The 14,928-nt window shown below is 65.5% G+C and carries 10 protein-coding genes and 1 other RNA gene; 8 read left to right on the plus strand and 3 right to left on the minus strand.

All coding sequences use genetic code 11. From position 1 onward, the window contains the following. Nucleotides 1–29: 29 nt before the first annotated feature. From CKY51_RS17850 to CKY51_RS17860, 3 genes are all read right to left on the minus strand, one after another. On the minus strand, nt 30–3,107 hold the full coding sequence (locus tag CKY51_RS17850) for a sensor histidine kinase (protein ID WP_022972462.1): 3,078 nt from the start codon (nt 3,105–3,107) through the stop codon (nt 30–32). Further along, complete coding sequence (locus CKY51_RS17855; RefSeq protein ID WP_238319510.1) at nt 3,104–3,628, minus strand: response regulator transcription factor; 525 nt, start codon at nt 3,626–3,628, stop codon at nt 3,104–3,106. Before CKY51_RS17855 ends, CKY51_RS17850 begins: the two co-directional genes overlap by 4 nt. Before the next feature lie 118 nt (nt 3,629–3,746). Next, the gene (locus CKY51_RS17860; protein ID WP_152249594.1) at nt 3,747–4,961 is read right to left on the minus strand and encodes a cytochrome P450; all 1,215 of its coding nucleotides are present in this window, start codon (nt 4,959–4,961) and stop codon (nt 3,747–3,749) included. Between the two features lie 590 nt (nt 4,962–5,551). Between CKY51_RS17860 and CKY51_RS17865 the strand changes: the two genes are divergently transcribed. From CKY51_RS17865 to CKY51_RS17900, 8 genes are all read left to right on the plus strand, one after another. Further along, the gene (locus CKY51_RS17865) at nt 5,552–7,138 is read left to right on the plus strand and encodes a GMC family oxidoreductase (RefSeq protein ID WP_022972466.1); all 1,587 of its coding nucleotides are present in this window, start codon (nt 5,552–5,554) and stop codon (nt 7,136–7,138) included. Between the two features lie 47 nt (nt 7,139–7,185). Beyond that, entirely contained in the window at nt 7,186–8,013 is an 828-nt protein-coding gene (locus tag CKY51_RS17870; RefSeq protein WP_022972467.1) for an alpha/beta fold hydrolase, read from the plus strand. Nucleotides 8,014–8,411: 398 nt separating this feature from the next. Next, nucleotides 8,412–9,194 carry a response regulator gene (locus CKY51_RS17875; protein ID WP_211904916.1) on the plus strand — a complete coding sequence of 261 codons (783 nt, stop codon included), beginning with the start codon at nt 8,412–8,414 and terminating at the stop codon, nt 9,192–9,194. After that, nucleotides 9,191–10,183 (plus strand): cytochrome-c peroxidase, encoded by a 993-nt coding sequence (locus CKY51_RS17880; protein ID WP_022972469.1) that lies wholly within the window; start codon nt 9,191–9,193, stop codon nt 10,181–10,183. The genes CKY51_RS17875 and CKY51_RS17880 overlap by 4 nt, the downstream gene beginning before the upstream one ends. Next, nucleotides 10,180–12,639 (plus strand): two-component system VirA-like sensor kinase, encoded by a 2,460-nt coding sequence (locus CKY51_RS17885; protein ID WP_022972470.1) that lies wholly within the window; start codon nt 10,180–10,182, stop codon nt 12,637–12,639. The genes CKY51_RS17880 and CKY51_RS17885 overlap by 4 nt, the downstream gene beginning before the upstream one ends. Before the next feature lie 113 nt (nt 12,640–12,752). Then, on the plus strand, nt 12,753–13,736 hold the full coding sequence (locus CKY51_RS17890) for a LysR family transcriptional regulator (protein ID WP_022972471.1): 984 nt from the start codon (nt 12,753–12,755) through the stop codon (nt 13,734–13,736). 8 nt (nt 13,737–13,744) lie between these two features. Beyond that, nucleotides 13,745–14,773 (plus strand): type VI secretion system protein TssA, encoded by a 1,029-nt coding sequence (gene tssA, locus CKY51_RS17895; protein WP_022972472.1) that lies wholly within the window; start codon nt 13,745–13,747, stop codon nt 14,771–14,773. A gap of 58 nt (nt 14,774–14,831) precedes the next feature. Next, nucleotides 14,832–14,914, plus strand: a non-coding RNA gene (locus CKY51_RS17900) — sX9 sRNA. Nucleotides 14,915–14,928 lie beyond the last annotated feature (14 nt).

A 14,928-nucleotide genomic window follows, 5' to 3' on the forward strand; every position in this document is an offset into this window, starting at 1 on the left:
GCGCGCAGGCGGGGTGTCTTCAACCCGGTTCACGTCGGTTTCTCCCCAATGTCAAACGCCCTGCGCCAATCCCAGAGCCGCTTTCGCGGCCTCTTATACGCCCACTTGGCGGGGAGCTGCAATTGCACCATCGTGCCAACGCCCCGTCGACTGGCGACCAGCAACTTGCCGCGGATCCGGGCCGCGCGCTCGTACAAGCCCTTCAGGCCCCAGCGGCCATCCCTGACGCCGGACAGATCGAAACCGGAGCCATCGTCGTTGACGCGGACTTCCAGCTGCCGGCGCGCGAATACAGTGACGACGCTGATGTGCGTCGCGCATGCGTGGCGGAATGCATTGGCCAGCGCCTCTGCACCGATATGGAAGGCCTCTTCCACGACCAGTGGATCGAGCTCCCGGCGGTTACCTTCGACCAGCGCCTGAAACGCAACCCCGTAGTCGCGCGACAACTCATTGCCGGACATCGCCAGAGCCTCGGGAAGATCCAGGCAGATCGAGGTCCGCAACTCGGCCACCTTGTCGCGCCCATCGGCCAAAATCCGGTCGGCACGATCCAGCGCCTCTTCCATCAGCTCGCGCGCGCGCTCCCCTTCCGGGATGCGTTCGGCGGCCGACTGGAACCTGAGCATCAGGCCCTGCACGCCTTGCAGAAAGGTGTCATGCAGGTCGCGGGCGATGCGCTCGCGTTCGAGCAGCCGGGCCTCGCTGCGCCATTGCAGCTTGGCCTTGATCTGCCGCATCCGCAGCACGAACAACAAGCCAAAGGCCCCTAGAACCGCGGCAGCGCACAGCACCAGGAAGGCGCGCGACTGCACGAAGGTGGGCGGGACGACGAACGCCAGGCTGGCTCCAGTGCCGTTCCAGACTCCAGACTCATTGGCCGCGACCACCTGGAAGCGGTAATTGCCTGGCGGAAGTCCAGTGAAGAACGCTTCGCGCCGCGTGCCGACGTCTTCCCACCCCATCTGCGACCCTTCCAGGCGATAGCGGAACCGCACACGCTCGGGCATGGTGAAACTGGGCGCGGTATAGGCGATCTGCATCACCTTCGGCGTACTGGGAAGCTGGAGGACCGAGCGCGTGTTTGCATCGTCGCCGATGCGCTTGCCATCCACGGTGATGGACTTGATGTAGACGGGGGGGACGACCGTGTTCCGCGGCAGCAGCCTGGGCGCCAGCGTGACCACGCCATTGGACGTACTGAACCAGAGGCGGCCATCACTGCTTTCGACGGCCGTGGGCCAGGGACCCAGCAGCTGCGCCGATCCAGGAAAGCCATCCTGGTGATCGAACAGACGGAAACGTACCCGATGCTCCGGCTCGGCGGCAACGCGGCGCGCCTGGTCGGCATCGATCAAGACGGCGCCGTCACTGGTATTGAGCCAGAGCTCACCACCGGCGCGTTCGATCAGCCCGGTGACACTGCCGAACGGGTTGCCTTCGCTGCTGAGCACCGGGTGGAAGCGCGTGCCATCGAAGCGCGCCAGACCCTTCTCGCCGCCGACCCAGAGATTGCGGCCAGACACCGCGATGACCTGCACCGCGCCCGCGACCAATCCATCCGCCGCCCCGTAGACGCTGACCCGGTCACCGTCGACCAACACGATCCGGTCCCTGACGTAACCCAGCCAGAGTCGGCCGGCAGTATCCAATGTCATCGAGGTCGCCGGCTCGCGCGGCAACCCGGCGAGCCCGCCCCACAGCGTCCAATGGTTGTCGACCACGCGGTATACGCCGACCCGGATGACCGATACCCAGAGCGTGCCGTCCGGCTGGCTGACGATGGCCTGGATACCGCCACCGCCCCGCGTATCCTTAGGACGCCATTCGACACGCGTAGTACCGCTGCGCCGATAAATGGAGCTTGTGCGTCCACCGAACCACAGGGCGCCCGCATGATCGCGATGCAGGACCGAATAATCCTCATGCGGGAAATGAAACGACTCCTGCTTGAAGCCATTCTGCAGACGATGCAGCCCATGCTCCGAATCGCTGACCCAGATCGACCCATCCGTTGCGGTCGCCATTCCTGCGCCGCGCGAGGCATGTTCAAGCCCCACGCGCACGAATGCTGACGCGCGAAAGCGCGACAAGCCGCCGTCGGAAACGGCCCAGACATTTCCTTCGCGATCCTGCATGACCATGCGCGGTGTTTCCCCCAACAGACGAATCGGATCCGGCGCCAGGTTCTCCTGCATGACCGCTGGGACGGCCGCGGACCCCGCTGCCTTGATCGGCGTCCGCGTGAGGCCGCCGGCGGCGGAGTGCCAAAGATTCCAATCACGGTCGATCATCAGCTCGGCGAGCTCGCTGCGAGGCTCGAAGATCTGCCGCCACTCCAGCGCTAGGGTGCTCCGGGACCGTGGCGTGCGTAGCTCGGTCAGCCCCAAGCGTTGATGCAGCAACCACACCCGCCCATCTGGCGCCTTCAGCAGGTTGCCCCATGTCATCTCGCCGGCGATCTTCAATCCCGATTGGAAGCCTTGCTCGCCACGTCGCTTGAAATGGATCGACTCATTCGTGTACGCCCACAGTGTTCCATCGCGATCGAGTTCAAGCTCGTAAACCCCCGGCGTCGTTGCCTGCCAGTTGTCCTCGGCCAGGATCCAGCGCCGGCCGTGCAAGCGATAGAGTCCACGCGTCGTTCCAACCCACATGATGCCGGCGGCGTCCTCGGCGAAGCTCATCACGGTATTGGGCGGCAGGCCCTCGGCGCTGGAATAGTTGTGCAAGCTGCCGTCCTCGCCGATGAAGCTCAATCCTCCGAACAGATAGTTGACCCACAATCCACCGCCAGGCCGTGCCCACAAGCCATAGACCTGGGCGACTGGCAACTGGATCCCACCGACCTGGCGGATCCGCTCGAATTCCACCCCGTCGAAGCGGAACAAACCACCGTTACCGACGACCCAGATATAGCCATCGCGCGTCTGTGCCAAGGCGACCATACCGCTCGGCGCGCCGTTCTGTACTGTCCAGCGCATGTGGTGCAATTGCGACAGCGGATAGTCCGCCAATTGCGCAAACACCGGCAAACAACAGCAAAGCAGCAGCCACAGCAACGCCAGCTGCAATGATCTGCGGCGCGATGCCCTGCGGGTGCTCACGCTGCCCGGACGCGGGCCCGGCGGGAACGCGGACCGGCGGCACGGCCAGGTAGTGCACGCGGGGGCGTCGTCCGCTTGGCATCGCTCGACAGGCCAAGCAGGTCGGCCAGCCGGACCAGCTCGGCGAACGACCGTGCGCCCATCTTGTCCATGACGCGCTTGCGATGGATCTGCAATGTCGCCTCGCTGATGCCCATGGCCGCGGCCGCTTGCTTGTTCAGCAGGCCATCGGTGATCAGCGGCAGCGCCTGCCGCTCGCGTGGCGTCAATGCGGCGTAACGCATCCGTGCGTCCGCCACCCGCGCAGCCGTCTCCGCCAGCCACGCGTCGAGCCGTGTATCGACACCTTCCAGATGGCCCGAGCGCAGCAGCAGGCAGGGAGGATGCGCTCCACTACCCAGCACCAGCATCGCCGGCGCATCAGGCCGACCTGTCTCTTCGCCGCACGACATCGGTTGCCCCGGTGTCAACCAGCGGCTGGCATCGACCAGCACAAACATCATCGGGGGCGGCTGTTGCATGCGGAGGGATCCGGTTGGAACATGGATTAACGTAGCGGCGCATCCCCGCTCCCACAATGCTCCCAAGTCCAGCTATCGCATTGCACTTTAGGGTAATGCCCCAGGATGACCCGGCGGCTCACTGCGTCCCGGCCCTACCCCAGCTCACACGAAAATCCTGCGCCGTTCGAATCCCGAAGCCTCCCCGCACGACGACCGGATCGCCGTCGAGCCGCATATCCGGCAGACGCTGCGCCATTGCAGCCAGAGCTTCCTCGAGCTCGATCATGGCCAGCGCCTCACCGAGGCAGCGATGCACGCCACCGCCAAACACCAGCTGGCGTTTGGGAGCGTCGGTCCGCTGACTATCGAAACGCTCCGGATCCGCATACAGCGCCGGGTCGCGCAATGCCGACAGCGTGGACAGGGACAATATCTTCCCGGCGGGGACCAAAGTGCCATCGAGCTCGATGTCCTCCAGCGTGATTCGCGGCACCGATGCCACCGCCGGCTGATAACGCAGGCATTCGCGCACTGCCGCCGGAATCAGCGCCGGATCTCTGCAGACCGCCTGCCACTGCTGCGGATGCTGCAGTAACAGCGAGGTCTGGATCGCCAGGGCGCTGCGCGTGGTGTCGCTCCCGGCCAGCAGGATGGACATCAGTTGCGCAACCATTTCGGTCTGGGAGAGCTGTCCGGATGCATCGCTGGCAGCGATGTAGCTGGTGATGAAGTCCTCGCGCGGTCGACGCCGGTGGTCGGCGATCAGGCCCTGCACATAGACATTGAGCTCGCCTGCTGCTTGCTGGAGCTCGGGGACTTCGTCAGGCGTAAAGGTGGAATTGAACGCGCGTGACAAGCTGTAAACGCAAGGGGTGAAGGCGGGGATGTCCGTCTCGGGCAATCCCAGGATATGGCAAATGACACGCGCAGGGAGCCAGCTTGCGAAGTCGCCGATGACGTCCATTCCGCCCGCGTCGTAGCGCGCATCGATCAGTTGTTCGGCAATGCGACGCGCATGGGGGCGTACGTCCTGGACGAAGCACGACGCAAATGCCTGAACAAGCGGCAGACGCCGGTTCCGATGTGCCGCTCCGTTGCTCAGCACCATGGTGTGCCGCAGGAACTCGAGCAAGGGACCATCGGTGACACCGCGCGCGGTGGCGATCTCGGTTTCCATCTGCCTGGTTCGCGGGTCGGCGAACAGCTGCTGCACATCCTGCGCCCGTATCGCGACATAGAGTCCGTCGTCGCGCTGCAGGACGGGCGTCAGCGGACGCAAGCGTGCAAATACGACCTCCGGGTTGGCCTGTAGTTCGGCGCTCGTACACTTCAGTGGTTGCTGCATGATCATCGTGCGGGGGAGTGCGAGGGAATCGACTGCGTTGGGACAGTGCTGCATGTGCCGTCATTCATGGCCAGCGGGATACCAACGACGAACGCGTGTCGGCACAGGAACGACGCAAGCGCTGAGACAGCCTGCAGAGCATGCGACAAGGCGGTCCGCCAGTGCGCCTTCCTTCAGAAGGCAGCGGCGTTGCAGCGGACGCGCATGGTAGTGGCATGCGAAGGATGTCGCATCGCCCGGAAGTCGCGCGGTCGATTTACCCCTTTGGAGTAACGCGCGCTATATCGTCCGCCTCGCGCTTCATACGATGAATATCGAATATCGCCTGGCAGGTGCAGCGCTGATACTGCTGTGGCCGACCTGTCGTGGCGCGCTTGCAGTGTCCGAAGCGGCATCGACATGCGCTGTGATGCCGCGCGTTTGTTCCTTGGCTCTGCTGCCGCCATCAAGAGTCCTTGATCGCTTTGGCACGGAGCTGCCCGGCACATGCGCCGAGTCGACAGGATCGCGTGGTGCTGGCTTGCGCCGTGCATTCATCCCCCGCCCTTTTCCGGAGCGCAGGCGCTAGCTTGCCGCTTCTCTAACGGATTCCAGAGATGTCGATGATTTCAGATCCACTCCGCTTGACGGCCGACACGCCACAACTGACACGTCATTACGACTTCATTGTCTGCGGCGCAGGCCCGGCCGGCAGCGCTCTCGCCGCGCGCCTGGCAGAGAATCCGCAGGTGGAGGTCCTGTTGCTGGAAGCTGGCGGCAGCGATGAGGTTCCGGAGGTGATGACCCCGACCCAGTGGCCGCTCAATCTAGGCTCCGAGCGCGATTGGCAGTTCGTTGCCGAGCCCAATCCGCATCTGAACGATCGCGCGATTCCGCTCAACATGGGCAAGGTGGCGGGCGGCGGTTCGGCCATCAACGTGATGGTGTGGGCACGCGGTCACCAGGCGGATTGGGACAGCTTTGCGCAGGAGGCCGGCGACGAGGGCTGGAGCTATCGTTCGGTGCTGGATGTCTACCGTCGCATCGAAGACTGGCAGGGCGTAGCGGATCCGCTGCGACGCGGTAGCGGTGGCCCGGTCCATGTCGAAACCGCGCGCGATCCGCATCCGGTTGCCAGCGCCATGGTCGAGGCCGCCGCATCGACCGGCCTGCCGACGTTCGATAGTCCCAATGGCGAGATGATGGAAGGCCGCGGCGGGGTCGCCTTGACCGAACTGATCGTCAAGGACGGCAGCCGCGCTTCGATCTTTCGCGCTTACGTGTGGCCCAAGCGTCACCAGCCGAACTTGACCGTGCTGCTGCAGACGCAGGTGAGCCGACTGCTGTTCGACGGCCACTCGGTGGTGGGCGTGGAAGCGATCGTTGGCGATCGTCGCCAACGCTTCATGGCCGACCGCGAGGTGGTGGTGTCGCTGGGCGCGATCAATACGCCCAAGCTGCTGATGCAGTCCGGGCTCGGCCCCGAATCGGAACTGCGTCCCCACGGCATCCACGTCGTCCAGCATTTGCCGGGTGTCGGCCGCAACCACCAGGACCATGTGGCCTTCGGCTGCATCTTCGCGTCCAGGGCGCCGATCACGGCGCAGTATGGCGGCTCGGAAGCCACGCTCTATTGGAAGACCGACCCGGCGCTGCAGCTACCGGACGTATTCCACTGCCAGCTGGAATTTCCGGTGGCCACGCCCGAAACCGCGCACATGGGCGTGCCGGACCACGGCTGGATGGTGTTCGCCGGCCTATCGCATCCCAAGAGCCGCGGCAGCTTGCACCTGACCGGTGCCGACCCGAGCGCGCCGCTGCGCATCCAGGCCAACACGCTCTCCCACCCCGACGATCTACGGGCGGCGCGTGCCAGCGTCGCCATTGCCCGGGAGATCGCCCATGCACCGGCATTCGACGCATTACTGAAGCGCGAAGCGATGCCTGGGCCGCTCTCGGGTGCCGAGATGGACCAATACCTGCGCAACTCCGCCATCACCTTCTGGCACCAGGGGTGCACGGCGCGAATGGGCCGCGATGCCCTCTCGGTCGTCGATGGCCAACTGCGCGTCCACGGCATCGATCGCCTGCGTATCGCCGATGCCTCGATCCTGCCCAATGTCACCAGCGGCAACACGATGGCTCCGTGCGTGGTCATTGGTGAACGCGCCGCCGACATCATCAAAGCGGCCCATCGCCTCTGAGCCGTCTGACGCGTTTACCCACGCTCGTTCAACCAAGGAGATCCACCATGCGCTTCCCGTTTCCGTTACTGCTGACCGCCACCATGGCTGTCGCCACCATGAGTGCTGCCCAAGGCGCTGCCCCCAGTGAAGCGCTGCCGGCCGATGCTGCACGCAATGTCGTGTTGGTGCACGGCGCCTTCGCCGATGGCTCCGGTTGGCGCAAGGTCTACGAGCGCCTGGTCAAGCGCGGCTATCGCGTGACCATCGTGCAAAACCCGCTCACCTCGCTGGCCGACGACGTCGCCGCCACCCGGCGCGCGCTCGATCAGCAAGACGGCCCAACGGTCCTGGTAGGCCACTCCTGGGGCGGCACGGTGATCAGCGAGGCTGGCGTGCACGACAAGGTGGTCGGCCTGGTCTATGTCTCTGCACTCGCGCCCGATGTCGGCGAGACCACCGCCCAGCTCTACGAGGGTTTCGCGCCGACACCGGAATTTGTCATCGACACCCGGCCCGACGGCTTCGGCTTCGTGCGCCCGGCCAACTTCAAGGCCGGCTTCGCCAATGATGTGAGCGATGCCGACGCCGCATTCATGGCCGCGTCGCAGGTGCCGATCAAGATGTCCGTGTTCGGCGAGCGGCTGCAACATGCGGCCTGGAAGAACAAACCGAGCTGGGCCGTGATTGCCACCGAGGACAAGGCGTTCGACCAGGCGATGCTGCTGCACATGGCCAAGCGCATCGGTGCGGACATCACCACCGTGCCGGGAAGCCACGCGCTCTTCATCACGCAGGCGCAGACCGTATCGGAGGTGATCGACCGCGCAGCGCATGATGCCGCGACAAAGGCCAGATCGATGTCCACTGCCAAGCGCAGGGCCAAGGCAGGCTGACGGGACGTCAAAGCGAACGGGACCGTCGCCAATCATCGGCGACGGACACCTGCGACAGAAGCAGGCGCGACAATGCGGTTCATCCGAAAACCTCGTGGTCGGATCAGGCTAGCGATGGGATCGGTCCCTCGCCCGCGTCGTCGCAGAGCGAGTGGCTGGTCACAAGATGGAGAAGAAGTCGTCGTCGACCATGACACGGATCGTGCCCACCCGCTTGTCGACGTAGCAAGGCGACACAAAAACACCCTAGCATCGTGCGTGAAGATGCCGTCCCCGCGACGGCGTATCGTTGCACGCCGCGCATGGACGCACTCCCCCAACGCGGTCGATTCGGTGACCCCAGCCGGTCGACACTCGGAATCTGTCCGCCAACGCGGTCATGCCGGGATCGAGAGTCGATGATCAAGCTGCATTCCAATTCCCCCTCCCCCTCCTCCGACGTATCCGTTGCACGTCCGGCACCCGCCGCCAAGGTGCTGGTGGTGGACGACGACCAGGCCATGGCACACGTCGTCATGGGCCACATCCGCTCCCACGGCATGGAAGCCTTTGTCGCCACCAGCAGCAGCGAGGTCGCCGAGGCCCTGCGTCGGCGCGAACCGGATATCCTGCTGCTGGACCTGATGCTCAAGCACGAAGATGGTCTGGACTTGTTGCGCGCCTTGCGCAAGGAGTCCGACATTCCGGTGATCATCATGACCGGCCATCGCCGCGACGAGATCGATCGCGTGGTGGGGCTGGAACTGGGCGCCGACGACTACTTGCCAAAGCCATTCGGATTGCATGAATTGACCGCACGGATCCGCGCCGTGTTGCGCCGACATGTTGCCTCCAAGGTGGCCGCTGCACGCGGTGCAGGCGAAGGGCGGGTGCGCTTCGATGCCTGGGAGTTCGATTTGCAGGCCCGCACGGTCGGTCGCGCGGGCACACCTGCCATTCCGCTGACCAAGGGTGAGTATGCACTGCTGCGCGCCTTCGTCGATGCACCTGGACGACCGCTGAGCCGCGAGCACCTGATGCGTGCCACGCGTCTGCATGAGGACGTATTCGATCGCAGTATCGATGTGCAGATCCTGCGTCTACGCCGCAAGCTGGAGCAGGACCCACGCGAACCGACACTGATCGTGACCCAGCGCGGCGCCGGCTATGTCTTCACGCCTTCGGTCGAGCACGATCGATGAAACAAGCGCTAGCGCCGGACCGGCCAGGCGATCGCCATCGGCGTCGGTCGCTGGCGGCTGGCACCATGATCGTGCTCGCTCTGCTCGCGTTGTTCGCCATGCCGTTCGTGCCTGCGGCCGGCATGGCACCGCCATCGGCACGCACCAACGAACCCATCCATGCCATCCAGCCGGCGACTGCCCTGGATCGCCGCAAGGTGGCGCTGGGCGCGCTGCTGTTCAACGATCGCCGACTGTCGGGCGACAATCGCCTGGCCTGCACGTCGTGCCATCATCTGGCCAGCAACGGCGCCGCCGCCGATGCGATGACCCGCATGCCTGGGCGCACGGCGCCGACCTTCAATACGCCCACCATCTTCAATGCCGCCGCGAACTTCCGCCTGGGCTGGCGCGGCAATTTTCGCAGTCTGGAAGAGCAAACGGCGTCATTGCTGGAAAACCCCAGCGTCATGCGGGCGGATATCGCGACGGTGGTGGCACGCCTGCAACAGGACTCCGCTCTCAGTGAGCGCTTTCGCGCCGCCTATGGCAGGCCACCGGACCGTGCCGCGCTAGTCGATGCCATCGCCAGCTACGAACGCTCGTTGGTCACCCCAGGCAGTCGCTTCGATCTCTGGTTGCAGGGCAGCGACACCGCGTTGAGCACCCAGGAGTTGCGCGGCTACACCACCTTCAAATCGATCGGCTGCATCTCCTGCCACCAAGGCGTCAACGTGGGCGGCAATCTGTTCCAGCGCAGCGGCATCTTCGCTCCCGCGGCACGGCATGGCACCCCGATCCTACGGGTTCCCAGCCTGCGCAACGTCGCGACCACTGCCCCCTACTTCCACGACGGCAGCGCGACCACCCTGCCCCAGGCGATCAAGGCCATGGGCACAGCGCAATTGGGCGTCACGCTGAGCCCCGCGGATGTAGCCGACATCGCCGCGTTCCTGCAGACATTGACCGGCAAGCACCAGGGCCGGCAGTTGACGGCGCCGGCGCCATGAGGTGGGCGACGATCCTCAGCGCCGTGCTGCTGGCAGGGCTGATCTTCTTCAGCCTGTGCATGGCGGCGCTGGATCGCGACACGCAACGCTACGGCCACGCGCTCGACGCACTGGACGCGCTGGACATGGCCGATACCAATCTCGACAACGACGTATTGAAGGCACGCATTGGCCTGTTGCGCGACTACGACTCGCTCGTGACCGGCGATGCCCACGCGCGCGCCACCTTGCAGCACCTGCGCCAGCTGGCCGACCATGACACCAAGTTGTCTCAGGCGATCGCGGCGCTGGACGCCGACTACAACGAGAAATCGCTGCAGCGGGAACTGTTCAAGTCGCAGAACTCGCTGCTGTCGAACTCGCTGGCCTATTTTTGGAGCGAGAGCAGCGCCCAGATCCGGCAAGGCGACGATCCCGTGGCCGCACGCGTGGCGAGTATGCTGGCAAGCGCGGTGCAACGCCTGAGCCTGGACACGACCGGCGATGCGGTGGCATTGGCGCGCCGGCGCCTGGACGAAGCGGCACAACGGACGACCAGCGCGTCGCTGCTCCCGCATGGACGCATGCTGCTGAAGCTGCTGCCGGAGACCGATACCACCATTCGCCGCATGCGTCCGATCTCTTCGCTGACCTCGTACACGCAGCTCAAGCGGTATCTGCAAGAACAGCATGCCAGCCAGCAGGCGATCGCGCGCCAGGTACGCTTCCTGTTGCTGGGCTCGGCCGTCGTGATGTTGGTCGCCTTGCTGTACCTGGGCAAGCTGCTGCGGCAGCGCGCACGGGTGTTGCGTCGACGCGCGGAGTTCGATCGCTTGATGGTGGCGGTGTCGCGTCGTCTGGTGGCCAACGATCGCCACCAGCTCGATGCCGGCATCGAGACCGGACTGGTGCGCTTGGCGAAGTGGGCGAAACTGCCGAGCGCCCGTCTCGTTCTGGTCCCCGTCGGCAGCGACGCGCGGAGCTGGCCCGACCCGCAAGACCCGGCGTTCGGCCCGTTGCTGGCCGCACTGGCTGCTGCCCGACCGATCGCCGCCAGCGATGTGCTGGTTGTCGACGCCAATGGCGCGGTCGCCGCGTTGGACAAGCCCGAACGCGTGCGCGGCGCGCAGTGGCTATGCCTGCGGCAACACGCCGACGCCGGGACGGTCGCGCTGCTGTGCTTGCGGCTGCCCCCCCGCGCCCCGCGCCGCGATCGCGGCTTGATGGCTGTGGCCGAACTGTTGCCGCAGCTGCACATCGCCCTCGATACCTTGTTCGATGCGCTGGAACGGCGGCGACTCGAAGACGAAGCGCTGGCGCTGGAACATCGCCTGGAACTGGCGCGACGGATGGAAACGCTGGGGACCATGGCCAGCGGCATCTCGCACAACTTCAACAACATCGTCGGCGCGATCCGCGGTAACGCCGAGATCGCGCTCTCCAAACTGGCCCCGCACTCGCCGGCATCGGAGCACCTGCTCGAGATCAGCCATACCACCGCCCACGCCTACGACCTGATCGAATCCATCCTCAGCTTCGGCCGCGTGCAGAACTACAACGTGCAGCCGGTCGAATTGAACGCCTTGCTGCAGGGCGCGGTCTCGTTGCTGTCGGTCTCGTTGCCATCGACCGTGGCCATCGACCTGCAGCAGGAACAGGAGCCGCTGCATGCGCTGGGCAATCCGGCGCAACTGCAGCAGGTGATCCTCAATCTGGCCAGCAACGCGGCGCAGGCGATGGACATGCGCGGCACGGTCACGATCCAGCTCTCCGCCGCCAAGGGCACCGCGGCCGACGGCACGCTTCGTCGGATCGCGCGACTGCGCGTCAGCGATCACGGCATCGGCATCCCGCCCGACCAGCTGGACCGTATTTTCGATCTGTTCTTTACCACCCGCAACGGCGGCACCGGCTTGGGCTTGGCAACGGTTCGCAAGATCATCGATAACCACGACGGCCGGATCGACGTGGACAGCGCACTGGGCGTGGGCACGACCTTCGTGGTCGAGCTGCCGCTGCGCACAGGCATTGCAGCCGCACGCCAGGCCGCGCCCCTGCCGAAGACGCGCTCGCGCCATGCGAGCTTGCTGCTGCTGTGCGACGACGCGGCCGAGCTCGACCGCCTGGAAGAAATGCTGGCCGCACTCGGGCACGAACCGGTCGGCATGCTGGAGCTGCCGGTAGCCGTCGCGATGGCCACCGCCGATCCGCTGCGCTTCGATGGCGTGTTGCTCAAGCGCGATCGCGCTGGCGATGCCGAACGCGCCATCGGCGCGCTGCACGCCGCCACACCCAAGCTGCCGCTGATCCTCGCCACGCGTGCGACGAGCCTGGCGACACGCCGGGGCCTGGGCGGTGCCATTACCGAAATCATTGCGCAGCCGTTCGACCTTGGCGCGCTGGCCATGGCACTGGAACGTGCGCTGGGTCGCAGGATGGACGTTACACCGCAGGATGAAGGCAGCCCTGCTCTATGACAAATGAAACACAGTCGCTGCGGATCGACACCGGAACGTAGCGCGGGCTGCCTAGCGTAGCGGATGCCCAGACGCAGTAGGTCGTCTGGTTTCCACTACGAGCGATCCAAGACATGAATATCCGACCAAGCGATTTGCCTCTTCTGGTGTCCCTCGACGCCTTGCTCGAGCTGAAGAATGTCACCCACGCAGCGCAGCGGTTGCACATGAGCCAACCGGCACTGTCTTCGCAACTGGCGCGGCTGCGCGTGCTGTTCAAGGATCCCTTGCTGATGCCCTCGGACACCGGCCGCGGCATGGTGGCCACGCCGCGTGCGAATCAACTGGCCTCACCGCTGCGCGAAGCCATCGGCAAGCTGAGTCTGCTCGGCAAGGACAGTGCGTTCGATCCGTCGACGTCATCGGCGAATTTCCGTATTGCTGCCGCCACCGATGCGATCGGCTCGCTGGGTGCGGGTCTTGCGGGATTGATCCAGGCCCAAGGCAATCCGAAAATGCGCCTGGAGTTCGTGCATATCAGTGCAGATACGAGCCTGGACGCCTTCGAGAGCGGCGAGCTGGATCTGCTGATCGATCACGCGCAGGCGGTTCCTTCCGCGCTGCGTCTGCGCCGCCTGCGCGACGAACGTTATGTGCTGGTGCAGCGCCGTGGCCATCCACGCGGCACCGCAGCGCTGAGCGCGGCCAGTTACAGCCGGCTGGCGCATGTGCAGGTCGCACACGCACAGGCCTGCAACCTCGCCATCGATGCGCAACTGCGACACCTGGGCCACACCCGCCAGATCGCGGTAACCGTGTCGCAATGCGCCACTGCGCGCGACATCGTGCTCGGCACCGACATGGTCGCCACGGTGCCGGCCACGCTGGCAGCAGAGAGCGGGCATACACCGCTGGATTGCTTCGAACTTCCCTTCCCGCTGCCAGACATGGCGCTGGCAATGGCATGGCACCGCCGCAACGATGGCCATGCCGCGCATCGTTGGTTGCGCGAGCGGGTGCTGGAACTGCTGGTTCCAGAAGCGTCCACCGCGCCGGTAGCGCCGTCGGTATCGGGACGCACCGCCGGCCGTGGCGACCTCGTGCTGTCCGTCTCGTGAGCCGCGCCATGCAGATCGACAGCGAACAGCTACTGCAGCCGGTCGACGCACAGGCGCCGTCCGGTCCAAACCTGGAATACACACCGGAGTTCCAGAGCCTGGAAGAACTGGCGCGCCCGCGTCAGGAGCGCGCACTGGGCGCGGGCGTGCTGGTGCCCGAGGCGCCGGAATGGCGTCAGGTCGCCGACAGCGCGGAGCAACTGTTGTTGCGCTCCAAGGACCTGCGGCTGGGCATCCTGCTGAGCATCGCCCGCCTGCACCAGGACGGGCTGGTGGGCTGGTCCAGCGGCGTCGGGCTGCTCCGGCACCTGCTGGAACGGTTCTGGGACGACGTTCATCCCCATCTGGATGCCGATGAGGACAACGACCCGACCGAACGCGTCAACGCCATCGCGGCGCTGGCCGACAACGAGCGCACCCTGACGCAGCTGCGCAACGTCCGCCTGTTCAAAGGATTGCATCCTGGGCACTTTTCGCTGCGGGATCTGCGCATCGTGCAGGGCACGCTCAAGCTCGCGCCCGATGAGGTGGGCGAAACACCGCAGCTTGCGGCCATCGATGCCTGCCTGCGCGACTGTCCGCTGGAGGCGCTGCTGGATCTGGATGCGGCATTGGCCGCTGCGCAGGACGATATCGCTGCCATTACCGGCGTCTTTGCCGAGCGCACCCCCGGACATGGCCCGGAGCTGGCGCCATTGACGCACGATCTGGGCGAGTTGCGCGCGTTCCTGCGCCCTTATGTCTCCGAGCGTTCCGGCGCGACGCCCGCCTCAACAGAGCATGCAGCATCCGGCGCCGACGACGCCAATGCATCCGCAGCGCGGGCGCAGGTCCTGGAGCATCCGGACGATGTTCGCCGCATGCTCGATCAGCTGTGCGACTACTACGCGCGCCATGAGCCCTCCAGCCCGGTGCCGTTGCTGTTGCGGCGTGCGCAACGACTGGTCGGCCTGGATTTTGCCGCGCTGATGCGCGACCTGGCGCCACGCGGGATCGAGGAGCTGCAAGTGGTGTCGGGCCAGGACCATTCCGATTAGCGGCTGACAGAACCACGGCAGCGCCGTCGGGCGGGCGTGGACGACGCTCTGAATCCTGATGCAGCGCGTCTGCACTCCGGTTTCTGTGCGCCATCCACGCTCACCTGGCGGCTGCGCGACTGCCGGTCGGTCGCGCCAGCCCCGTTGCCGGCCTG

The sequence above is a fragment of the Xanthomonas maliensis genome, assembly GCF_009192945.1.
GTDB classification, from domain to species: domain Bacteria; phylum Pseudomonadota; class Gammaproteobacteria; order Xanthomonadales; family Xanthomonadaceae; genus Xanthomonas; species Xanthomonas maliensis.